Genomic DNA, 23,531 nt, shown 5'->3' with positions numbered 1-23,531 from the left:
CCTAATGATACGTAAGAACCGGGCCGAGCTTGCCGGTGGGGCTGAGGGTGTAGGTGGTTTGGTCGCGCCCAATAACGAAGCCGCCGGGGTAGCGGAGCCCCAACCGGGGGCGCGGGGCCTGGGCGGGCAACGGGGTAGTAAACAGCGCACGACCGGTACGCGCATCCAGCGCCTGCACCACCTGTGGACTATCGGCTGCGGCGTTGGCCTGGCAGGTTATCAGCACCACGTCGGCATCGTGAAACAGCACGCTGGGCGCGAAATACAGCCGACCAGGTGTGAAATCACGGTAGGAAATCAGCCGACTAATGGCAGCATCCTCACGCGAAATAAGTCGCTTGGTGTGCGGGTCGGCGTCGGTGTAGGAACCAGGGCCGCCGTAGTCATCTTGCCACGAAAAATCGGGGTGGACGCGCGGCCCGCCACCGTTATCGTGCACTTGGTAGGCAACGAGCTGGATGGGGGCGTCGGGGTACTTGAAGCTGGGCTTTGTGAAGGTGAAGCGCGGGCGCACCTTGCTGTCGGGGCGCAGGCTGCTGAGGCCACGCTCCGCCTTCCAGTGCTCGTCTTCGGTGTAGGTGCGGGCAATGAGGGGGTAGTAAGTCAGGTGGTGGCCGTCGTTGGTGAACACCTGGTACCGGTCGTATTCATTACTGCCGAGGTCGAGGCTGGCTACTCCGCTCGCCAGCGCCCGTTGCTTACCCAGCAGTTGCTCCGTCACATCTTCCAGGGCTGGCGGCGTTGTGCTCAGCCGGTAGAGCGTGCGGTGGTAGAGCACGTGCACGGTACCGTCTGAAAACGACTTGAGGTGCAGGTCGGTGTCCAGGCCATTGGATTGACCGGCCAACGCTACCCGCCGCAGCCGCTTGCCGGTAGTGGCATTGTAGAACACCACCAGCGCCGAATCGGCCGCTTGAGAGTCCCCGCTGTTGTGGTTGCCGGCCACCACGAGCACGGGTTGTTGTTTTGGCCCCAGCAGTAGCAGCGAGTGGGCCAGCCCCCAGCGGGGCGGCAGGGCGGGCGGCCAGGTGGCTACCGGCACGCTAGCCGAGCGGCTGGGGCGAAACAACCACATGGCGACGCCAAACAGCAGTCCTACCAACACCATTCCCAGCAACACCCATTGCCACACTGCCTGCGGCAGCGACGCCGGTGGGTGGGCGGCCGTTGGTTGCTGCCGCAGGGTGATGGTGATGTCATCTGAATCGAGAAAGTACTCGGTGCCGCAGCTCTGGCAATGGTACACGTCGGGGCGAACGTCTGCTTTGTGCGGACTGCCGCAGGTGGGGCATTGCAGCGGCTTAATCGTCTTGGCCATACCAGAATAGTTATACTCCCCTACGGTACTGCTTGGCGAGATGTTCCTGCCGGGTTCAGTGAGCTGCTAGGCCGTAGCTTACCGTCTTTTCCAGAAAGCTGCTAAGTATCTAACGACCCACCCTTTCCCGCTCTACTCCAATCGCTTGCGTTGAAAATCATGTAGTTCCCGCCCGTCGTCTGCCAGCAGCACGATGCCGTGCACGTAGTCTTGCGCTGGGCCGGTACTGTAGGCCAGCGCGAAACCATCGGTGGTGCGCACGGCCTCGTGGAACGTGTACGGGCTAGCCGGGCGGCTCCACAGAAGGCGGGCGGTCTTGGCGTCGAGGCATTGCACCACAGCGGGGCCGTTGCGCTTGGCGGTAGGGGCCACGGCTATCAGCAGCGTTTTGGCATCCTGATAGAGTATGCGCGGCTCAAAAAAGCGCCGGTTTTGGGTGAGGTCGTCGAAGGCGACGACCGGGTAGTGGGTAGGGCGGTTGGCCAGTAGGAGCGGCCAGCTTTCCTCGTCCCCTGTCCGCTCGGGCCACTCAAACGTGAAGAAGCGGCGGGGCAGGTTGGCGTAGGCGGCGCGATACAAGGCCTCGCCCTTGGAGAGCACATGGCCGGAAGCAGGTAGATAAAAGAACGTCTGTCCGTCGTTGGTGAGCACGCGCAGCGCTTCGTAGCTAGGTTCAAACTCGATTTGGGCCACACCGCTGCTGGCCGGCGGAAAGCGCACAAGCAACGTGTCCGTCACATCGATCAGGCGGTCGGGGTTACTTTCGATGAGGTAGAGCCGCTCATTGCCCAGTAGATACACCCGGTCGCCTGGAAACGTGTGCCAGGAGTAGATATGGTTGTCGGGGTGCCGGCCCAAGGGCAATAGCTTCTGCTCGCGGCGCACTTGCCCGGTGCGCGGGTCCAGAAAGACGGCCGTCCAGGCAGTGGAGTCGCTGCCCCAGCGTGGGGCCTCGGTGCGCAAGGTCACGTACACGGGCTGCCGCCGGGCGTCGGCGTAGAGGTAGCGGGTGAGGTAGGAAACCGGCTTGCTGACTACCTGGCTGGCCTGCTCGGGGTGCCGGGCGTTCCGCAGGTACAACCACGTCAACGCTCCAATAGCAATGAGTAAGAAGAGGCTGGCTACCCAGTACCGCGCCGCCATAGGTGCTGGCGGGGTCGGGATTGGAGTCGGTGGGTAGTGGTGCTGCACATGCACCGTCACGTCATCGGAGTCGAGGTAGTACTCCGTTTGGCAAGCGTCGCATCGGAACAGGTCGGGGCCGAGGGTGGTCTTGGCGGGGCTGCCGCACTGAGGACACAGGATGGGACGCAGGGTTTTGGCCATGACGCAACAGTACGTAAAAAGCCGTTAGCAGTCATGAATGGCTGCTTTTTCGTGGTGAAGGCACGTGCTACCGTTTTGGATCTACTCGGATAACTACTTCAGTTTCTATGTGTCACCTACCCATTCCTTGTGCATATATATGCATGCGCCTTGTCATCAATAGCCAAAAATGTTAGCTAGCATAAATAAACTAAATATGTTAGCAATTAAAAGTAACTATATTCGTATACTTGCAGTACACTGAGCAGGCAGTAGCGCCTCTATTTGTCTGCTCTGCCTTTATTTAATAACTACGCTTATGACCGATTTCGCTTATGCCTACGATCAGGCTTCTACGCTGATTCATCGCACAGAAGGCGACACGTTGCTGCTAGCCGCTTACGCCGAGAATGCTCCGGCTACCGGCGCTGCCTGCTTTTTTCGGGGCCAGTTGCGCAACCCGTGGCTAGCAGCGCGCGGACTAACCACGTTAGCCAAAGTAGTAGCTTCACGCTTCGTGCCGCAAAGCGCCGCCCTGCGCGACCCCATCGTGACGGCTGGGGCAGAACGGCTGCGCTTCGAGGCGTTTTCGTCGTGCAATGGCGTGTACGCCCGCCTCGACCTGGGCCCGGATGCCTTAGACGGCGAGTTTGTGCACAGCGGCACCACCAACGTCGATTTCAACGAGCCGATGGTGAATGCGTTGAGTAGGATTAGCCGTACCGAGCCGGTGCGGCTGAGCGTAGGCCAACAGGAAGTAACGCTGGAGCACGCCGCTGGCCACGTGACCGAGCGCAAAGTAGCGCTGCCGGAGCGGTGGCTGCGGGGCCTCACGGCCGCGCAGGACTACCTTGCCCACATGGAGGAGCGCCTGACGCTCAGCCGCGTGCAGGCCGCCCAATTGCTGCAAACCCTACCCGCCGGTACCAGTCGTACCGACACGTATCTAGTGCTGCGCGGGGGCCGGCCAGCCTTTTCGCCGGTAGCGGGGCCGGGAGCCGTGCGGGTAGGCGGAGCGCACCGCCTGCGCCTGCTCGACGGCCTGCTGCCGCTAAGCGAAACCGTACGCATATACGCTACCCCCGATGGGCAGGCCAGCGCCGTAGTGCTGACGCTGGGCGGCGGCCACGAGTTTCTGCTGGCGTTGTCGGCGGAGGTAAACCGCGGCTTCTCGGGCGAAGGTGCTCAGCTCGAAACACTGGCCGAGGAACTGCCGGCTGAGTGGCTGACCGGCGCCAACAATCTGTTTCAGAGCAACGAAACGTTCAACCCTACCCTGTTTGGCCTGACGCACGACCTGAGCCGCGCTACCGTAGCGCGGCTGTGCGCCCACCTCTCGGCCCTGGGCCTGCTGGGCTTTGATTTGCGCGAAAACCAGTATTTCTACCGGCGCCTACCCTTCAAAACGGAGCGCATCCTGAAGCTGAATCCACGCCTTAAAAATGCCCGCGCCCTACTCGACAACGCCGACGATGTGCAGCTGGTAGGCGTAGGGCCGCAGGGCCGCACCGAAGTACGCGTGCGGGGCACCGGCGTGTGGCACACCGTGGTGCTCGGCAGCAACGAGCCGCCCCGCTGCACCTGTCCGTGGTTTACGGGCCATCAGGGCCAGCGCGGGCCGTGCAAGCATATTCTGGCGGCGCAGCTACGGTTTGGGTAGGTCGCCTTGCTAAGCCGACGCACACATCAATAGCTTATAATTCTTTAGCATACAACTCAATACCTCCGCTTCTCTATGCCTACCCCTGCCGAAACGTTTGAGGACATTATCCTGCATAAAACCGCTCAGGAGCTGGTGCCTTTTCTGCTGAACCTCGACAAAAAGGAAGCCATGACCTTGCGTCGGCCTACGCAGAAACTTAAGAAGCACCTAGAGGAGTATCGCCAGATAAAAGATAAAAAGGGGCAAACGCGCTATGAGCGCCTGCTCACCACCGAGCAGCAGGTCATGTTGGCGATGGCAGGAGTAGCCACCTTTACGCGCAAAGAAGGATTGGCACGCAGCTTCGAGCTGCCCTGGACCCTGCGCAACCCCCAGGAAAGCCAACAGCTCTACGATCTGTATTGGCAAGTGCTGCGCCACGCGCGGCCCGACTGGCTGGGCGACATGCTGGCTTCTCTTACCCGCGCCAATGTGTGGCAGGCTCCTGATTATACAGAGCTGCGAGCGTTGGAGCGTGAGGGACTTATTGCCTACGATATGCCCACTTTTGCCCAGTTGCTTGGCAACCGGCTTTCGCGCTACGCCCGTGCAGAGAACAAACAAAAACGCACGTTGCCGGAAGTAGAAGAATTTGTGCTCAACGACTTACGCGCTGACCCCGAACTGCTGCGCCGCGACGTGTGGCTACTGTTCGACTACGAAACCAACGTTAACTACGACAGCACATACATTGGCCCCTACCCCGATGGCATTTCGATTGGGTGGAAACCCTTACTGACCACGTTAGCCGCGGCCGGCGACCTGAGCCGCGACGAGCTACTCACGCGGAGCCTGCTGGCGTTGCGCCGGGACTTCAAGCGGCCGTTGCTGGGGTGGTTCAAAGAGTTGTTTACGGAGCTGAAGCCTACCCCCGCCGAGCGCCTGGCCCGGCAAAGCGAATTGGTGGAGCTGCTAGCCCACCCACTGCCGGTAGTAGTCAATTTTGCTATCGAGCAACTGAAAAGTCTGTGGGATGAGCCCAGATTCGACCTTGCCCCACTCCTGCAATACGCCGACGGTCTAATGACGCGACAGGACCTGAAAACAGGCCTAAAAACATTGCTAGCAGGTTTCGAGAAGCTATTGAAAAAGCAACCCACTCAAGCGGCGGCCCTCACCCAGCTGGCCACGGCCGCCCTACCCCACACCGATGCCGGCGTGCAGGACCGCGCCGCCCGCTTGCTGGCTACAGTGCTGGGGGCCAAGCAGCCGCTGCTCTCCCCCGCCGAAATGGAAGAAACCACCGTCACTCTCGCCACCTACGCCGATCTGCTGGCTCCTGCCGCCCGCACCCGTTTGGCGCCCTGGCTCACGGTAGCGGCTGCCGCTGAGGTTGAAACCACGCCCGAAGCTGGCTACGCGCCGCGCCCACACTTCGAGCCCGACCTCAGTCCCGCTAACGCCCTCGTCCCGGTAGCCGACTGGCACGAGCTGTTGTTCCTGACAGGCCCCCTGCTAGCCGCCGACGACCCCATAGCCGTGGACCGCTGGGTGGATGGCTTGCTCCGCCTATATCCGCATCTGCCAAACGATTATGCCACCCAACTGCACCCCTATGTGCAGCAAGCCCTGAACCAGCTAGGGACGCTGGGGACAAACAGGACGTTGGCTGAGGTAACGGCCCACCTGCGTGATTACTCCGGCACCAGCGGCCGGTCGGGGCCATATGATTTGTTGGTGGCGCTGGTGCTTGGCCTGGCTACTGGCTTCGAGCAGCCGCAGGTAGCGCGTATCAAACTACGTCCTAACGAGTACCATGCGCCAGACCCACTGCTGTACCTGGAGCAGCGCCGCCTGGCCGCCGCCGAGGCTCGTCTGCAACCTGGGTCCGCGCCCCTACCCTTGCTGAGCACTGCTACGCACGCCCCGCACTGGGTGGCGCCTACCGCATTGGTGGATAAGCTACTGCGCTACCAAGACGCTGCCGAAACACCCGACGCTGCCGACCTGGTTGTGGCCCTGGCCCGCTGCGCATGGTCGCACCCCGACGATGCCCGCGCGGCCCGCACCCGTCTACCCAAATTGCACAACGCCGACCTGCGTGAGCTGCTCACCTGGTTGCTAGCTCCTGTTGAGGAAGACGCGCTGCTACCTGACGCCACACCCGAAACTTGTGCCGCCGCGCCTGACGCGCCGCAAACCAAGAAATTGAAGCACTACGGATCCGATGCCACGCAAACGACTACGCCACTGGCTCCTAGGTTGGTACCCGAACCCACGCCTACCCCAGCTCATGCCACCGAGCTATCTGCATGGCTACCATCTGCTGACCTAGCGGCTGGCCCCAGCTTGTTGCAGCGCGCCAGGGAAAAGCTCAGCAAGCTCATTCCTATTAAAACCGGAACTGAGCCGACATTTCCCATTGATCTAGCCGATGCCCTACCCTGGCTATGGACCGTGGCTGCCCGTACCCGCTACCCCACCGCCGAGCTGCCTGCCTTGGCAGCGCTGGGCAAACTGCCTGGCCTAGCTCGCCCTTGGCAACCAGGCTGGACCATGGCCGAAGTTGCGCTTACCTACGTCATCACCTGGGATAAGGCCAAGCCCACTACTACTATTAAACACGTAGAACTACAGGTGCCCGACGCGCCCGCTGCTCGACCGTCTCCACTGCTGCCTTACGCTGCTTACGTCAGCCTACCCCAGCCTATCAACTCTTACATCTGGACGCTTCGTTTCAATGTGCCGATTGCTGTAGCCCTGCTTCCTAACAACCCCGAGCCGCTGCACTGGCACGTGCTGCGTACCTGCTGCCGCACCGACGACGCCGGTTCCGAAGCCCGCGATGCTGTGCAGCTCACCTTGGCCGGACTGCTGGGCATGGGGCCGCGACACGCCGTGGGCACCTCCACGCTGTTGGCGGCCGGGCTGGTGCACCAGGCTGCTACCGTACGCGCGATGGCGCTAGAAGTACTACTGAGCGCCACCGACACCGGCCGCCTAGTGCCCGCCGACCTAGGCCGCACCCTCGGGCGTCTGTTGGCTGCTGGTCGGGCGCCCTTGGCTCGCCTCGCCGACAACCTGTCCCAAGCCCGCGCTATCAGTCCCCGCACCGACGACGCGCTGTGCCAATTGCTCGAAGCCCTGCTGACGCAGTTGCCCGCCACGCCCGTGCGCAACACCGCCAAGTTGCTCGATGCCTACGCCGACACTCTGAGCCGGGTGCACCGCCCACTGCCGGAAGCTGTGCAGGACCGCTTGCGCGAGTGGCAGCGGGTAGGCAGCTTGAGAAAGACGGTTGGAGCTCTGCTAAAGTAGCAGTGGCGCTACAACGCTGGCGAAATGCAGCGCTTGCTCTCGACCTTGAGCAGGGCTGTTCCCTGTATTGATACGCCCTTCCCTACCCCGAATCACGTACCTTGTTGAGCGCCAGAAGTAGCATATTGTTCGACAGTTCACGTCCCATCAACCCCTACCTATGCCCCTACTCACCATCCTCGACGAAACCGCCAGTGGCAACGTGCTGCACCGGCTGGAGCTGGAAATTGCGCAAGAAACCCTTACGGTGCGCGAGCTGATAACCCGCCGCGTGCACGACGAAGTGACGGCCTACAACGAGCGGCAAAGCGGTACGTTTCAGGGTCTGATTCAGCCCACCGAATCGGAACGGGTGCTGAACGGCTATCAGTTGCGCCCGCGCAAGCTCATTGATGCCGAGCAACAAGTATATAAAGCGCTGGAAGCGTTTCAGCAAAACGGATTCTTTGTACTGGTGAACGACCGGCAGGCCGAGAGCCTAGACGAAGACGTGTGGCTGGGCGCGGGCGCGACGGCCAGCTTCGTGAAGCTCACGCCGCTGGTAGGTGGCTGAGTGATGCGCCTGCTCGACCGTTTTCTGGCCTTTTTCACGTCTCCTACTCCCCCTATGGCAACCACCAAGCAAGAAGAGTTCAACCCAGCTATTTTAGACGATACCAGCGCTGAAGCGGTGGAGATGAAGCCCATACTACTAGAGCTGCTACCCCAGCTGCTCGCCAAACGCTACGGCACCAAGCTCAACGAGTTGCCAGCTTACCAGAAGATACGCCGTCAAAATACCGCCTACCAAAGCCGGCTGGTGCTGGCCCTGACGACGGCCATCAACCGCGTGAGCCGGGAAGAAAACTACCGCGTCCGGTGGGATCTGGGCGAGGTGCTGACGGCTCTGATGCGCACTACGCTCAGCCTTACTGAAGCCGAATACCTGCGCCTGTTTGCCAGCTACGGCCTCGATTTCACCGATGCAGACAACGTGTCGTTGCACTTCTACCCCTTCCCGGTGCTTTTGACCCTGCATCAGGTAGCCAAGCTGGCGAAGCGCGGACCCCTGGGCGAGCCGATGCTGACTTTTTTGCGGCAGCTACGCGACCATACCGCCGGTCAAGCCAACGACTTGCTGAAAATACACCTCAAAACCCAGGAAATACTGGGCCAGGCCACCGGCGACGATATGCTGCCCGTTGTGGTATTTGCCGATGGCGACCCACTGGGCCAGGCGCTCGGCCAGTTTGTGGCTGATTTGGACCGCACCAACCCAAAAACCGCCGCGTGGCTGGGCCTGCTGCAACGTTGGCAAAAAGCCACCGCCTCCCAGCCTACTGCCAAACTGCGCCAGGAACTAGACGCTGCCACCACCGCCATAGGCTCCGATACCGTTCGTACTCAAGGCCAGGCGTGGCTCCAATTGCTGGTTGCTACGCCCGTAACGGAGCAGACACACACGCACGATTACGGCGATGGTCGTACCTACACCTATTCCTCCTGGGACTTCCTCACGGACGCCAACGCCACTGTTGCCAAGGGCTTGATCTGGACCCTTCAACCGCTGGCTGACGCCACTATGCTGGAACTGCTGACGGCACTGGCGGCCAAGTGCTTCCGCAAAATTCCGGGCAAGGGTCCGCTGGCCGCTGGCTTGGGCAATGCCTGTTTGCTGGCCCTGTCGCAGAACGGCCTGCCCGGCGTGGCAGCGCTGGCGCGGGTGCGCTCCAAAATCCGCCAGACCAATACCCAGGAGCTGATTGCCCGCCACATTGCGCAGGAATCCGTGAAACTGGGTGTGAGCCCGGCCGAGATTGAGGACATGGCCGTGCCCAATTTTGGGCTGGAAGGCGGCCGGCTAGTAGAGACGCTGGGCGACTACACCGCTACCCTTACCCTCACCGATGGCAAAGCCGATGTGCAGTGGCAGAAAGCCGACAAGCCGTTGAAAAGCGCCCCCACGGCCCTCAAAGCTACCCACGCCGACGAGCTAAAGGAGCTAAAAGCCGCCCAAACGCAGGCCCAGCAAACCTACACCACCCAGCGCGACCGGCTCGACCGCAGCTTCGTGGAGGAGCGCCGGATTCCATGGCCCTGGTTCGAGCAGTATTATTTCCAGCATGGCCTGATGAGTTTGCTGGCTCGGCCCCTCATTTGGCGGCTGCACTACCCCGATGGCACCACGCGAGACGCGCTGTTTCAGCACGACACCTGGCAGGACGCGCACGGGCAGCCCGTGCCCATCCCTACCCCCGACACGCAGGTGCAGCTCTGGCACCCCGTGCTGGCCCCCACCGACGAGGTACTGGCTTGGCGGCAGTTGCTGGAAGACAAGCAGTTGCGTCAGCCGCTAAAGCAGGCGTTCCGAGAGGTGTACCTGCTCACGCCACCCGAGGAGCGCACCCGCACCTACTCCAACCGTATGGCCGCGCACATCCTCAAACAGCACCAGTTCAATAGCTTAGCCAAGCTACGCGGCTGGCGCTACAGTTTGCTCGGCGCCTACGACAAAGGTTACGACTCCGAAATTGCTACCCTGCTGCTCCCTACCCACGACCTCGCCGCCGAGTTCTGGGTAAGCGAGGTGCACGCCGATGGCGAGTGGAACGACACTGGTATTTACAATTACGTTAGCACCGACCAAGTGCGTTTTGTGCGCCAGAACGAGCCCGTGCCGCTGCCCGAAGTGCCGCCCCTACCCTTCTCGGAGGTGATGCGCGACGTGGACCTGTTCGTAGGCGTGGCCTCAGTGGGCAACGATCCACAGTGGCGCGACAACGGCGGCCTGGCCCAGTACCGCAACTACTGGGAGAGCTACTCCTTTGGCGACCTGAGCGAAGTGGCCAAAACCCGCAAGCTGGCCCTACAACGGCTGGTACCGCGCCTGAAAATTGGGAAAGTGAGCGAAATCAAGGGCAACTTCTTGGTGGTGAAGGGCCACCGCCACGTCTACAAGATTCACCTGGGCTCGGGCAATATTCTCATGGAGCCCAATGACCAATACCTGTGCATCGTACCCGACCGCACCAGCAAAAAACCGGGCGCCACCGACGTGTTCCTACCCTTTGAGGGCGACGCCGTACTCTCCATCATCCTCAGCAAAGCCCTTCTGCTCATGGACGATGATAAGATTACCGACCAAACCATTTTGCGGCAGCTATAGGCCCGTAGTTGCTCATCATCTCTAGGATATGGAGTCCTGTTGAGCTTACTGAAGCAAGCCGCTGCTTGATAGCTCCACACACGGCTTTTGTTTACTTTACAACATACAAAAACGCTATTATGACAGAGGAAATCAGAGGCCCCTACCGGTTCACCGTGCGGCCGCGGTCGGGTGAGCTAGGCGGCTGGCGCCTGCGCGCCTACGAAACCCTACCCAACGGCACGGAGCTGGAAGTGCACGGCAACGTCTTCTCGGCTTCCGGTGAAGATAACAACACGGCGTATGAGCAAGCCCTGGCCGCCGGTCATGAGTGGCTGGCCAGTATGCCAAAACCAGAGTACCGCGATGCCGAGCACTACATGCTGGGATACGTTGCCCGCGATGCCACCGCGCGACTTGGCGACTGAAACCGACCAACAACCTGCAAAACAGTACCCTCGGAACAGGTTACCTGCCCGCTTCTTCCCTTAGGCCGTGATTTCCGCCGAGCCACGGCCCAGGGAATACAGTGCCCAGTAGGTTGCGCCCGGCACTACCAGAAAGAGCCCCATATCCTGGCCTAGTCCTACCAGAGCCAGGCCGGCCGCTACAGCGCCCCAGCTGCCCCACAGTAGCGCTCGGGCCGTTTGGGTGAGGTAGAAGGATTGACGCCGGCGAGGCCCCGCTTTGCCTCGGCGCGCCAGGCGCCGGGCCACCGCATCTAGGCGCACGGTCCCGGTAGGGTCATCGGCAGCGGAGCGGGGCTGGTCGGCGAGGTGCAGCACCCGGCCATCGGCTAGCTCCAGGCGCAGGTGGTACTGCGCAAACGCCCGAAACCGAAGCACCCGAAGCCAGTGGGCATACGCCACGATGCTGGCGAGCGGAATGGTTTCGGCCCTGAGACCGTGCGCGCGGCGGTGGTTGGCGGGCTCCAGGTGCAAGGCATCGGCGCTGCTGGTCAGCAACATGGGGCAGTTGCGGCGGGCCACCCGGCGCCACGTCAGTAGCAATAGCACTAGGCCCAGCAGCCCGGCCGTAACGGCCCGCTGCTCGTTGCCCGCCGCTGCTTTCAGAGCGGCTATCAACAGCAGCAATACGCCCAGCCCAAACATGCCCCCAGCCCACAGACCAAGCGGATTGATAACAACCTGACTACGCAGGGTAGGCCGGGGGGCAGGCGGGGTAGGCGGACGGCGGGGCATGGCGGCAGCGTAAAATGGGCGACGTGCTCACCAAAACTTCCACCAGGGACGGTTGGCGCGGGCCGTGCGCTCGTCGCGGAGGGTTTGGAGCAGTTGCTCGTAGAAAACAGGGTCGATGTGGATGGGCTGGCCGACGGCGGCCTGCTGGCGCACGTGCTCCAGCTCCTCGGGCGCAAGATAGTGGTCAGTGAGGGCCAAAGACTGCGCTTCTTGCTCCAGCGTGGCGGGCGCGTTGCCACACGCCGGGCAAGGCGTGAAGGCGCCCACTTTAAACTCACCACAGGCAAAACAACTGGCGATGGTCATACTACTGAATGAGGGGCAGCCGCTACCGGCGGGTTAGATGCTGCGCGTATTGCAGTTGCTCAGGCGGCAGCTGAGCAAAGCGCAACGTGTCGCCGGCACTATCGAGTACGTAGGTGGGCACTTGGCGGCTCACGCGCCGGTAGGTTTCGTCGGGTGTGAAGCTGCTGCCAAACAGGCAGTCCTCCGTGTAGCCCCGCACGCTGATTACGGTAGCGGCTGTAGGCGCAAAAGCCAAGCGCAGCTGGCAGCCTTGCTCGTCTCCGGGCGCCTTAACGAAGTAGTACGCCGTGTCGTGGCGCAGCGTGGCGCGCCCCATCACGCTCACCAAGTGGTATGCCGGGGGACCATCGTTGGCATCCACCTGAAAAAGAACCGTCGAGTCGGATTCCGGATAGACTATCAGAATGCCGCCCGACTCGTCGGCTTCGGGCCGGCCCCAGCGGTATTCGCCGGCGTAGGTTGCGGTAGCGAGTGGGGCCAGGGTAGGGCGGGTGGCGAGCGGAGTAGCAGCGTCGGGCTGGTGGGTGCAGCCCACTACACTGGCTACGGCCAGCAACGACCACGCCAGGCGTCTGCTTCTTAGGGAGGCGCAAATCGGAGTTAGTCGAGGAGACATCGTACCAAGAACTGTCATAATAAGTTGTGCCGATAGCGCCTGCCTTATTCCCCTACCTTCTCCGTGAGGTGCTGTTTCCATAGCTGCTCGGCGTGCTGGCGGAAGGCAGCCGGAGCGGTTTTCCAGGCCGCATCGAAGGTGTAGGTGCCGCCATCAAACTGCCCCCCGCCCAGCGCAATGCGGCTGGTACCGCGCACGGCATACTTGCGCGAGCCTTCGTACAGGATAATCTTCTGGGTGCTGGGGCTTACGTCGCCACGGCACACGGTGCGGTACACGAGCCAGATTTCGGCCGTGCCATCCTGGTCGAGGTCCGTCACGGTGAGGCCTTTCGGGCGAAACTCCGCGCCGATATCCAGCGGACATTCTTCCACGAAGTCGTGCACCTGCCAGGTAGGCGCGCCGCTGGCCGAGTAGTGGTAGGCGTAGAGGTCGGCGCGTTGGGCATCGTCGGTGTCCTTGGCGGCGGGGTCGGGCCGGGCGCCGGTTTGGGTGGCCAGCACGGTGTAGGTGCCGGTGCGGTCGGTGTAGCGCAGGGCCTGCACCACGCGGCCAGTGCGCTTCAGGGTAGCCGGCACGGCAGCCGGCGCCAACGGCTTGACTTGCACCTGCCCATGCGCCGATGCCGTCACGAAGGAAAACGTAATCAGGAAGAAAGCTACACGCATCATCAACGGATAGAATCGGTCAGCGCCTGACCTTGGTGATTGATATAGGACCACGTGGCACAGGTCCAGTACGAGTGCTCAACCGCCTGCTCCGTATGGCAGCCCCGTCCTACCCTAGCCCGGCCCTTTTCGAAGGGAAACGCGGCCTCGTAGCGCGGCGGCACCACCACCCGCCCGGTGGCGGTATCGGCGTAGCCGAGCAGGCCCGCCGCATTCACTATGCGCAGGACGCCCTCGGCGGGGTAGTCGGGGCCATTGTCGAAGAGGTAGGGATGGAAAAGCACCCGCTCCTGCCGGTCGATGCCGACCCAGCCCGTCCCTACCCGGTGCACAATAGCCACGCGGTCAAACCGTTCGGTCACGCTCCTATCGTAGCGCCCAAAGGGAATAACCGTGTCGCCTGCCGCCGACACGTAGGCGCAGGCCTCGTCGGTGGGGCGCTGCACTAGTCGCCACGGCGGCTCGGGTGCCGCCTGACAGGCCGGTAGCCCTACCACAACAACAGCCCACCAGCCGGTCAGAAAATTGCGCATACATGCAGGGTAGGATGATAAGGCTATTCGTAGAAAATGGCCCAAAAGTTTAAGCCGGCACTTCCTCTACCAGGGGATGACAGAGCGTATGCAGCAGCTATTGCACTATCAGGCGTAGGGCATGCGGGCCGGTTCGTACCAGGTATACGCCCGTGGCGCTGCCAGCCGGCAGGCGTAACTGGGCCGAGCCAGCCGCATCGACGGTGCCCGAATGCACCAGCCGACCCGTGGCATCATACACGCTCACCACGGCTCCGGGTAGGGCACCCGTTAGGGTAGTAGCCTGACTGGTGGGGTTTGGAAATAGCGCCAGTTCCGGCTGCCCGCTGACAACCACGGTGCGCACGGGCGAGAAGTGGGCTGTGCCATCGTGGTCTACCTGGCGCAGGCGGTAGTACACCTGCGCTGCCCCATACTGCGCCAGGGTCGGATCCAGCAGTTGGTACTCGTGGGGCAGGCTGCTCGTGCCGTGGCCCGACACCTGCCCAATCCGCCGAAACGCGTACCCGTCCTCGCTCACTTCCACCTCAAATCGGTCGTTGTTCACCTCCGAGACCGTGCTCCACCGTAGCAGCGCCGCGGTGCCGCGGCGCTCGGCTGTGAAGCGCACCAGCTCCACGGGTAGGGGCTGGTTGGTATTGCTCAGGGTGAGCACGCCTAGCTGCGCCACGCTGGCCGTAAACGAACGGGCACTGACGCCAACCGGCGCGCCCTGCGGCGCCCACGGACCCGTGGTTTGGTCGGCGCGCCAGAGTTGTGCCGTCGTGGGCATAGTCAGCCCGTGGTCGTCGTCGGCCACCCAGCTCACCGTAACGGAGGCCGGAGTGGCTGGGTTGAGCGGCTGGTCGGCCGTTACCTCCCACACCCGGTCGATGCCCTTACTGGTACCGCTCCCGTTCTGGCCGTAGCTGACGCCGGCCAGTTGCAGCCCCGCCGTGCGCGTCACCGTCACGGTTCCCAGGTTCTGACCGTTTGCGTTCAGCACCAGGCCGTTGGCGAAGTCCATTGCGCCGACACCGGCCGTGCGCGTCACCTGAAGACGCCCCTGCACGTAGCGGCCCGCCTCCTCCCCTACCACGCTGGCCTCGTTGGGTAGGCGCAGGGTGTAGAGCGGCGCACCGCCCCCAACGCCCTGGGTACGCACCAGGCCCTGAGTAAGAGTAAGCAGGGAGGTGATGGTCAGATTGGCGGGGATGAACAGGCGGTTGCTGCCCGCGGCGCCGGTGTTGCGGAGCGTGAGGTAGGCCACGGTAGCCGAGCCAGGCGCGAAGGTCTGGTCCTGGCTGCCGCTAAATAGCAGCGTACCCGGCGAGGTGAGCGTACCCGCGTTGGTGAAATCACCTGTGAGCTGCAGGGTACCGGCATTGGTGAGGGTGCTACCGCTGGCCTGCTGCACGCCGCCCGCTACGTAGAGCGTAGCGCCGCCCTGCACTGTCACCACGGCGCCGCCGGTGGTGGTCAGGGTTTGGGCCAGGCTCATCAGCGGAGAGAGCCCCAGCAAAAGAGAGAAAAAGTGTTTCATGACAATCCAGAAGGAGGTTGCGGTTTCGATGCTAGTGAGCGGCAGCACGGTCAGCGCCTGCTTCCAAGGCTCGCAAGCGTTGCTCGAAGCTGCTAAGCGTGGCTTCGGCCTGGATGGCGCGGGCACGTTGGGTTGCGGCTTCGGCCGCCAGCTCCCGAATGGCCTCCAGTAGCACAGGCGTGAGCTGGGCGTAGTTGACGGCTTTGTAACCCTGCGCATCCGTGCTTACCAGCTCGGGGTACACTTTCTCTACCTCCTGCGCCAGCAAGCCCACCTGCTGGCCCGCGTCGCCGCCCCGGCTCAAGCCCAACGCGTTGAGGCGGTAGCGCACCCCGCGCAGGGCCAGCGCCCCGGCCAGGGCGCCGGTGAGTGGGCGCACGTCAGTTTTAAAGCGCGCATCGGAGGAGATGATAACCCCCGTAGCATAAATGCTACCGCCCACGTCGAGGCGGTAAGTAGGATTGGTCTGGTTGATACCCACGTTGCCTTGGCCGCTGGGTTCGAGCAGCAGGTTGCCGGCCGTGTTTTCGATGATGCTGGCTGTATTGCCCCCATTGAGCGGGCGCACAATCAGATTGGAGCCGCGGTGCTCGAGCTTGAGCGAAGCCGCCTCTGAGGCGCTGGGCAGTTGCACTTCGAGCTGAGCAGCGGGCGCGCCAGTACCAATGCCCACCCGCACGGCGTTGGTACCAGTGCCACCTAGTGCCAACGAGTTACTTTGGCTGACTCTGGCATCATATCCTATGGCCCCAGCGTTAATCAGGTCTTCCGTCGCAGGGCCGGCTAGGTAGCCAAAGGCCCAGTTGTTGCTACCCGTTGAGTTGGCGATGCCACTTCCATAGCCGACGAACTGATTGCGACTGCCTGTCGTATTGTTTTTTCCGCTCCCATAGCCACTGAATTGGTTCTCGTTGCCCGTCGTATTGTAGAAGCCACTTCGGTAACCGCTGAACTGATTATAGCTACCCATTGTGTTGTAGTAGCCACTCCGGTGGCCGCTGAATTGATTTTCTTTGCCTCTTATGTTGCTATAGCCGCTCCAATAGCCGCTAAATTGGTTTTCACGGCCCTCTGTGTTGCTGTAGCCACTCTGGTAGCCACTAAACTGGTTGTCACTGCCCTCTGTGTTGCTATAACCACTCTGGTAGCCACTAAACTGGTTCTCGTTACCCGTTGTGTTTGCCTGTCCGGCCTGCCGGCCGATAAATTGATTGTGGAAGCCGCCCGTATTAGCCTGTCCGGTCTGGTAGCCCACATACAAATTTTCGCCCGGCGTGTTCTGGGCCAAGTTCAGGCCTCCGTCGGCGCGTACGCCCATGCCCCGCACCCCGGCTGGCAGACTGGTTCCGGTGCCCACCAGCGCGTTGCCCTGCAGGTTCAGGACGCGGGTAGCCATGTGGTTACCCAGGTTGTCGCCGCCGGTGCGGGTCTGGTCGGGCAGGTAGCGCCAGCCTGCGCCGCTGTAGTAGTAGAAGCCCTGGCGCGGGTTAGTCTGGAACACGAGCAGGCCCGTGGCCGGGGCCGGGATGCCCACGCGCGCCGCGGAGTCCAGGCGTGGGATGAGCAGACCCTTGTTTGGGGCCGCCACATCGAGTACGGCTGAGGCATCGGGCGCGCTGGTGCCGATGCCCACGCTGCCGCCCGTCTGCGCCAGGGTAGGGCCAGCCAGCAGGCTCAGCAGCACAAATAGAAAAGCTTGTAGTAGAGCGTGTTTCATATAGTGACAGGTGAAGTGTGGAAGTGTGGAATCAAACTAAAGGAGGCGGTTCCGACGCTAGCGGGCGGCGCGGTCAGCGGCGCCTTCCAGGGCCCGCAGGCGCTGCTCGAAGCCGGTTGTACTGGCCTCGGCGCGCTGCTGCTGCTGGCGTAGCTGCGCCTGCAAGGCCTCGTTTTGGGCCGCCAGCTCCCGAATTGCCTCCAGTAGCACAGGCGTGAGCTGGGCGTAGTTGACGGCTTTGTAACCCTGCGCATCCGTGCTTACCAGCTCGGGGTACACTTTCTCTACCTCCTGCGCCAGCAAGCCTACCTGCTCGGCCCCGGCTACCCCGCCGTGGGCCACGCCCAGCGCGTTCCAGCGGTAGCGCACTCCGCGCAACGCCAGCGCCCCCGCCAAGGCCCCGGCGAGCGGCCGTACCTGCTGCTTGAAGCGCATATCGGAAGGCGACACGTTGTTACCGCGAATGGTACCGGCCACATCCAGCATATAGCCCGGGCTGCTCGTACCGATGCCCACATTGCCATCAGCACGCACGAGCAGCAGCGTCGTACCCGTGGTGTTCTGCGTGCTGCCCCTGCTCACATCCAGGACTGCGGTACCGGCCGAGGCCGAGGCTACCTTCACGGCCAAAGCCCCGCCACCGGCTCCACTCGTATTGCCGTTGTAGAAGGCGGCCGTGTAGCCCTGCTCGGGGCTACTCCACGTCAGCGAGGGACTGCTCACGCCGAAGCCGTTGCTGCCCACCACGTTGTCGGACGTATTGCTGAGCTGCGAATACGGCGCTGTGGTGCCGATGCCCACGTTTACGGCGTTGGCCCCGGTGCCACCCAGCACCAGCGAGTTGCTCTGGCTGACCTGGGCTTGGTAGCCGATAGCCCCGGCGTTGGTCAGGTTACCTGTAGTAGGGCCGGCCTGGTAGCCGAAGGCCCAGTTATTGCTGCCCGTTGTGTTGTAGTAGCCGCTCCGGTAGCCGTTGAACTGGTTAAAGTTGCCGGTCGTGTTACTATAGCCGCTCAGATAGCCGCTGAACCGATTATAGCTGCCGGTTGCGTTGCTGTAGCCACTCCGGTAGCCGCTGAACTGATTATAGCTGCCGGTTGTGTTGTGGTAGCCACTCTGGTAACCAGTAAATATGTTATTGCTGCCCGCCGTATTAAGAACACCGCTCTCGTAGCCGCTGAATTGATTTTGGTCGCCCGTCGTGTTGCTATAGCCGCTACCATAGCCGCTGAACTGGTTAAAGCTGCCGGTCGTGTTGTAGTAGCCGCTCTGGTAACCAGTAAACTGGTTGTAGTAGCCGGTCGTGTTAGCCTGTCCGGCCTGGTAGCCAATAAACTGGTTATAGTAGCCGGTCGTGTTAACCCGCCCGGCTTGGTAGCCCAGGTACAAGTTGTCGCCTGGTGTGTGTTGGCCCACATTCAGGCCTCCATCGGCGCGCACGCCTACCCCCCGCACACCGGCCGGCAGCTCGGCCCCGTTGCCCACCAGCGCATTGCCTTGCAGGTTCACGGTGGTGGTGGCTACCCCGTTACCCAGGTTGTCGCCGGCCGCGCTGCGGGTCTGGTCGGGCAGGTAGCGCCAGCCTGCGGCCGGGCCGGCGTAGTAGTAAAATCCCGCCCGCGGGTTGGTCTGGAACACGAGCAGGCCTGTGGCCGGGGCCGGGATACGCACGCGCGCCGCGGAGTCCAGGCGTGGGATGAGCAGACCCTTGTTTGGGGCCGCCACATCGAGTACAGCCGAGGCATCGGGCGCGCTGGTGCCGATGCCCACGCTGCCGCCCGTCTGTGCCAGGGTAGGGCCGGCCAACAGGCTCAGCAGCACGAGCAACAGCAACCGAGAAGAAGCAGGGAGGAGAAGTGCTTTCATGTTTACAAAGCACGCGTCCTACTTTATATGGCGAAAGTACATCTTGATGTACCTGCCGGGCGGGTTTAACCGCGGCGCACGTTGCGGGCCAGCAGTTCGCCTTTGCTGTTGATGTGCAGCTTGGCGTACACGCTCTTGATGTGGCGGCGCACCGTATTGAGGCTGATACCGAGCTGATCGGCAATGAGCTTGTAGCTCAGGCCCTGCTCGATGGCGCGCACCACTTGCAGCTCGCGGGCAGAGAGTACCTGCGTGGGGTCGGGCGCGGGCTGGAAGTATTTCACCACCTCGCGGGCCACGGCCGGGCTCATGCTGCTGCCGCCTTCGGCCACGGCCAGCAGGCCGGCTTTCAACTCGGGCAGTGGGGTGGTTTTCAGAAAGAAGCCCACCGCCCCAGCGCACAGGCCCTGAAACACGCGGGCCGGGTCGCCCATGGTGGCCGTGAGCAGCACCACCTCCGTCTGGGGTAGGCGCTGCTTGATGAGGGCCACGCCCTCGATGCCCGAGCGGCCGGGTAGGCCAATATCGGAAAGCACCAGCCGCGGCAGGGTGGCCTCCTGCCCGATTTTCTCCAGAAACTCCTCCACCGAGCCCACTACCAGCGTGCAGCTGAACTCGGGCTGGGCGCAGAGGTAGGTTTCCAGCCCCCGACGCACGGCGGGTAGGTCTTCGATGATAGCCAGGGGTAACGACATAGCCATAAAGAACGGTAAAACTAGTAGGGTTGAAATAGCACGAAGCTACAGCTCCGGTCGGTGAGCATACCGGCCATATTACCAAGTACGCACCAGCAGCTACCGGCGCTGCTGCCCACGAAGCTGATGCAGCCCGGCCCGTGGTAAAGCGCCAACGATACGGCCTGACCGGGGCTTACTCGGCCTGGGTAATAGTATAGTGTATCCGTACGCTGCCCACGCTCAGGTTGGCGCTGTTAGCGGGAAAGCGCACCAGCAGGAAGTAGCTGTACATGGTGTTGTCGACTACCCCGCTCGCCGGCATGTTGACGGTTTGGTAACCGGCGTTGTCCACCGACAACAAGGCCCCTAGCGTAATCTGGGTGCTGGCCGTGAGGTCAGCCGCTTGTAGAGACACGGTCAGCTGGCTGCTGGCGTTGGCATCCCGCAAAAATACGTTGCAGCTGGTGATGGTAGCTCCCTGGGGCAGATGCACCGGGGCCTCGAACACGCCTTCCCCGCTGCTTAGAGAAAAGGTACGCAGGACGCCGTCCTGGCGCGCTGCCCCGCCGCTCTGCGCCGCAAAGTCGGCCCGGCTCAGGTGCAGAACGTAGGCTTTGGGGGCGGCGTAGGCGAAGGCACTAGTGGCGGGCACCGTCACGCTGCCCTGGGTGCTAAGCGGGCCAGCGGTACCGGCGCTGCCATCGGCGTTCAGGGTAAGGGCATCCGTGAGCGTGCCGGCATGGGTGGTGCGCAGGGTCAGGCCCAGGTTGGTGCTGGTTGTGGGGCTGGGCACGCGGGCCTGCACGTAGGCCACCGGATCGACGCTGCTGTACGGGGCCAGGTACAGATGACCGGGCAAGTACACGCTCTGGGTATTGCCTTTGTTGGGGTCCGCTACCAGATACGTGTCGCCCGCACCGGCCACGTCTAACGTCCCGCGCGGAGTAGTGCTGCCCGTGCCGATGCCCACGCGGCCGGTGCTGCTGACGGTCAGGCCCGTGGTGCCGCCGTTGCCCACCAGCCGGTTGGTACCCAGGTTCAGGTTCCGGGTGGCGGTGTGGCTGCCTAGGTTGTCGCCACCGCGGGCCTTATCAGCCAGAAACAGCCAGCCCGCCGCGCCGCCGTAGTAGTAGAAGCCCTGGCGCGGTGCGGTCTGGAACACGAGCAGGCCCGTGGCCGGATTGGCAATACCCACGCGTGCGGCCGAATCCAGCCGGGGCACGAGCAGCCCCTTGTTCGCAGCCGACAGCTCCAGCACGGCCGAGACATCGGGCGCACTCGTGCCGATGCCCACGCCACCGGTTTGGGCCACAGCAGCCAGCGGGGCCAACAGCACGAAGAGCAGGTAGGTGTGTTTCATGTTTGCAAAGCACGGCCCTACCCCCATACGGCGTAAGTACATCTTGATGTACCAGCGATGGAGGAGTAGGAGGTTGGGAGGGTAAGAGGGTAGGCGTCTGGGAGGGTATGGGGTAGGAGTCTAAAAGTTGTTACTAGTTGACTGAGTTTGTGCCTCCAAACCCCTACCCCTTACCCTCTCAAACCCGGGGCAGAGCGCGGGCAGGTCAGGAATGTTGACCCTACCCTCCTACCCTCACACCCTCTTACCCCACTGGCACGCGCACCTGCACGCCCCAGCCGGGCTGATTGGGCACGGCACCGTAGCCAGTGATGCAACTGCCGCCCACGGCTTCGGCCCGGGCCGCCATGTTGCGTAGGCCGTGGCCGCTGGCCCGTGGTACCTTGGTCGGGGCCGGGGCATCGTCGGCCACGGTCAGCACCAGCCCGGCTTCTTCGGCAGCCAGCGCCACGCTTACTTGCTGGGCCAGCGGAGCGTGTTTGGCCACGTTGTGCAGGGCTTCCTTGAAAATCAGGTACAGGGCCCGGCGCGTTTCCATGGGTAGCTGCGGCGGCAGCTGGGCCGCGTCGGCCGTGAAGAGCAGGGTCCGCTCGCCACCACCCAGTAGCTCGTAAGCGTAGTCGCGCATGCGGTCGAGCAGGCTACCGGTCGTGTCGTTGTGGGCATCGTAGCCCCACACCACGTCTTGCAATTGGGCGGCGGCGGCACGGCTGGCCGTGGCTACTTCCTGCAGGTGCGCTTGCTGCTCATCGGGCGAGTAGAGTCCGGCCCCCAGCAGGTTGGTTTGCATCGAAATCTGCGTCAGCAAGCCTCCTACCTCGTCGTGCAAATCGGCCGAGAGCCGAGTGCGCAAAGCCAGCTCACGGCGCAGCTGGCGGCGGCGATAGGCACTCAGCCCCAACCCCGCGCCCGCCAGCAGCAGCACCGCACCCAGCACCAGCACCAACAGGAGTCGCTGCTGGCGCAGGCGCAGCAGCTCGCCTTCGTGGCGCAAGGCACTTACCTGCAATTCGGCTTCGTCGGTTTCGTACGCGGCCCGCATCAGCTCCGTAAGTTGCTGATTGTCGCGGGCACGCACGGAATCCAGCACGGCTTGCTGGCGCACCAAAGCGGCGTAGGCGGCCGGGTAGTCGTGGCGGGCCAGGGCGGCGCGGCGGCGCACTTCCCAGCCCTGGGCCCGCAGGGGCAGGGTGGCACCGGGGGCCACTTCGGCACGCTGGGCGGCCTGCTCGGCGGCCGCCCACTGGCCCTGCCGCCCCCGAAACTCAGCCAGGGCCATCAGGGCTGGGGCCAGCACCCCCGCCGCCCCACGCGCCTGCTGGGCCGCCACGGCCCGCGTTAGATAGTGCTGGGCCGAGTCGGGCTGGCCGCGCTGCTCGTAGGCCCGGCCCAGCAGCAGCCAGGCCGTGGGCAGGTAGTTGGCTAAGTGGCTGCGCCGGGCCAGCCGCTCCGAACGCCGGAAACAAGCCAACGCTGCCGCGAGGCTATCGGGCTGGCCTAGCAGCGCCTCGCCCAAGAACTGCCAGGAAGAGGCCAGGCCCATCGTGTCGAGGTCAGCCGCTTCCAGAGCCATACCCTGGCGCAGGTAGCGAGCCGACTCGCGCCAGCGGCCCTGCCGCAGGTATACCCGCCCTAGATTACCTAGTGTAGCGGCCGCGGGGCCGGTGCCCGCTGGCAGGCCCTCGGCCCGCCGCAACGAACGAAAAAAGCAGGCGGCCGCCGAGTCGAGGCGGCTTTGCCGGGCATAAATCAGGCCCGTGGAGTTCAGCAGCTGTGCCTGCAGCTCGCGGTTGGTAGGGTCCAGACGGCTGGCTTCCCCGTACAGCACCAGGGCCCGGCCGGGCTGGCCTAGGTCACCCAGGGCCATGCCCAAGTGGTAGCGGTTTTCGGCCCGCAGCCGGGTCGGGGCTGTGGCGAGTTGCTGCCCGGCGCGTTGCAGCAACGGCAGCGCCAGCGCCGGCCTGCCGGCCTGCCGATAATAGTCGCCACGCAGATCCAGGGCCTGCCCGGCAATGTGGGGCTGCTGGGTTTGATAGGCCGCCCGCTCAGCCGCGCGCGCGTACCCTACCACCCCGGCCGAGTCGAACGGCCCCATATACGCCTGCGCTACCCGCAACAGCGCCGCGGCCGTTGGAGGACTACTAACCGATACTACGGTGCGCAAACTGTCCGGAACCGGCGGAAGTGGTACGGTTTGGCTGGAACCAGCAAGTGGGTATAGCAGCAACAGTAGAATCCAGCATAAACCAAATGGATACTGTCGTGCCATGAAGGCAAAGAAACAAAACAACTGCGCTTTTCACCTATCCTCTACTAGGGAAAATGCAGTTGTGGAATGTTGCTATTTATAAGCGTGT

General features: G+C 63.0%; 18 protein-coding genes. 5 read left to right on the top strand and 13 right to left on the bottom strand.

Annotated elements, in window-relative coordinates:
• Position 1: 1 nt before the first annotated feature.
• Positions 2–1,318, bottom strand: coding sequence for a transposase (locus MUN82_RS04980; protein WP_245095435.1), 1,317 nt, complete (start codon positions 1,316–1,318; stop codon positions 2–4).
• 132 nt (positions 1,319–1,450) lie between these two features.
• Positions 1,451–2,644, bottom strand: coding sequence for a hypothetical protein (locus tag MUN82_RS04975; protein WP_245095434.1), 1,194 nt, complete (start codon positions 2,642–2,644; stop codon positions 1,451–1,453).
• Between the two features lie 298 nt (positions 2,645–2,942).
• Between MUN82_RS04975 and MUN82_RS04970 the strand changes: the two genes are divergently transcribed.
• From MUN82_RS04970 to MUN82_RS04950, 5 genes are all read left to right on the top strand, one after another.
• Positions 2,943–4,283 carry an SWIM zinc finger family protein gene (locus MUN82_RS04970; protein WP_245095432.1) on the top strand — a complete coding sequence of 447 codons (1,341 nt, stop codon included), beginning with the start codon at positions 2,943–2,945 and terminating at the stop codon, positions 4,281–4,283.
• A 75-nt stretch (positions 4,284–4,358) separates the two neighbouring features.
• Positions 4,359–7,583 carry a DUF6493 family protein gene (locus MUN82_RS04965; protein WP_245095430.1) on the top strand — a complete coding sequence of 1,075 codons (3,225 nt, stop codon included), beginning with the start codon at positions 4,359–4,361 and terminating at the stop codon, positions 7,581–7,583.
• Positions 7,584–7,743: 160 nt separating this feature from the next.
• The gene (locus MUN82_RS04960; protein WP_245095428.1) at positions 7,744–8,136 is read left to right on the top strand and encodes a hypothetical protein; all 393 of its coding nucleotides are present in this window, start codon (positions 7,744–7,746) and stop codon (positions 8,134–8,136) included.
• A 54-nt stretch (positions 8,137–8,190) separates the two neighbouring features.
• Positions 8,191–10,728 carry a DUF4132 domain-containing protein gene (locus tag MUN82_RS04955; protein ID WP_245095426.1) on the top strand — a complete coding sequence of 846 codons (2,538 nt, stop codon included), beginning with the start codon at positions 8,191–8,193 and terminating at the stop codon, positions 10,726–10,728.
• Positions 10,729–10,847: 119 nt separating this feature from the next.
• Positions 10,848–11,135 (top strand): hypothetical protein, encoded by a 288-nt coding sequence (locus MUN82_RS04950; RefSeq protein WP_245095424.1) that lies wholly within the window; start codon positions 10,848–10,850, stop codon positions 11,133–11,135.
• A 60-nt stretch (positions 11,136–11,195) separates the two neighbouring features.
• On the opposite strand, the gene MUN82_RS04945 is transcribed toward MUN82_RS04950, so the two are convergent.
• From MUN82_RS04945 to MUN82_RS04895, 11 genes are all read right to left on the bottom strand, one after another.
• Positions 11,196–11,909 carry a hypothetical protein gene (locus MUN82_RS04945; protein WP_245095422.1) on the bottom strand — a complete coding sequence of 238 codons (714 nt, stop codon included), beginning with the start codon at positions 11,907–11,909 and terminating at the stop codon, positions 11,196–11,198.
• A gap of 27 nt (positions 11,910–11,936) precedes the next feature.
• Positions 11,937–12,215 carry a hypothetical protein gene (locus tag MUN82_RS04940; protein WP_245095420.1) on the bottom strand — a complete coding sequence of 93 codons (279 nt, stop codon included), beginning with the start codon at positions 12,213–12,215 and terminating at the stop codon, positions 11,937–11,939.
• A gap of 22 nt (positions 12,216–12,237) precedes the next feature.
• A complete protein-coding gene (locus MUN82_RS04935) occupies positions 12,238–12,831 on the bottom strand; it encodes a hypothetical protein (protein ID WP_245095419.1) in 594 nt (197 codons plus the stop codon).
• A gap of 44 nt (positions 12,832–12,875) precedes the next feature.
• Entirely contained in the window at positions 12,876–13,502 is a 627-nt protein-coding gene (locus MUN82_RS04930; RefSeq protein WP_245095417.1) for a M949_RS01915 family surface polysaccharide biosynthesis protein, read from the bottom strand.
• Positions 13,502–14,032 (bottom strand): WG repeat-containing protein, encoded by a 531-nt coding sequence (locus MUN82_RS04925; protein WP_245095415.1) that lies wholly within the window; start codon positions 14,030–14,032, stop codon positions 13,502–13,504. The genes MUN82_RS04930 and MUN82_RS04925 overlap by 1 nt, the downstream gene beginning before the upstream one ends.
• Before the next feature lie 97 nt (positions 14,033–14,129).
• A complete protein-coding gene (locus MUN82_RS04920) occupies positions 14,130–15,554 on the bottom strand; it encodes a T9SS type A sorting domain-containing protein (protein WP_245095413.1) in 1,425 nt (474 codons plus the stop codon).
• Between the two features lie 31 nt (positions 15,555–15,585).
• Positions 15,586–17,271, bottom strand: a complete 1,686-nt coding sequence (locus MUN82_RS04915; protein ID WP_245095411.1) for a tail fiber domain-containing protein — start codon at positions 17,269–17,271, stop codon at positions 15,586–15,588.
• Between the two features lie 57 nt (positions 17,272–17,328).
• Complete coding sequence (locus MUN82_RS04910; RefSeq protein ID WP_245095410.1) at positions 17,329–19,137, bottom strand: tail fiber domain-containing protein; 1,809 nt, start codon at positions 19,135–19,137, stop codon at positions 17,329–17,331.
• Between the two features lie 65 nt (positions 19,138–19,202).
• Positions 19,203–19,832 carry a response regulator gene (locus MUN82_RS04905; RefSeq protein WP_245095409.1) on the bottom strand — a complete coding sequence of 210 codons (630 nt, stop codon included), beginning with the start codon at positions 19,830–19,832 and terminating at the stop codon, positions 19,203–19,205.
• 175 nt (positions 19,833–20,007) lie between these two features.
• Positions 20,008–21,174, bottom strand: a complete 1,167-nt coding sequence (locus MUN82_RS04900) for a phage tail-like protein (protein WP_245095407.1) — start codon at positions 21,172–21,174, stop codon at positions 20,008–20,010.
• A gap of 244 nt (positions 21,175–21,418) precedes the next feature.
• Complete coding sequence (locus tag MUN82_RS04895; RefSeq protein WP_245095405.1) at positions 21,419–23,443, bottom strand: tetratricopeptide repeat-containing sensor histidine kinase; 2,025 nt, start codon at positions 23,441–23,443, stop codon at positions 21,419–21,421.
• Between the last annotated feature and the right edge of the window lie 88 nt (positions 23,444–23,531).

The sequence above is a fragment of the Hymenobacter aerilatus genome (assembly GCF_022921095.1).
GTDB lineage: Bacteria > Bacteroidota > Bacteroidia > Cytophagales > Hymenobacteraceae > Hymenobacter > Hymenobacter aerilatus.
Note: the sequence above shows the minus strand (reverse complement) of the source record. Positions and strands in the feature narration are given on the sequence as shown.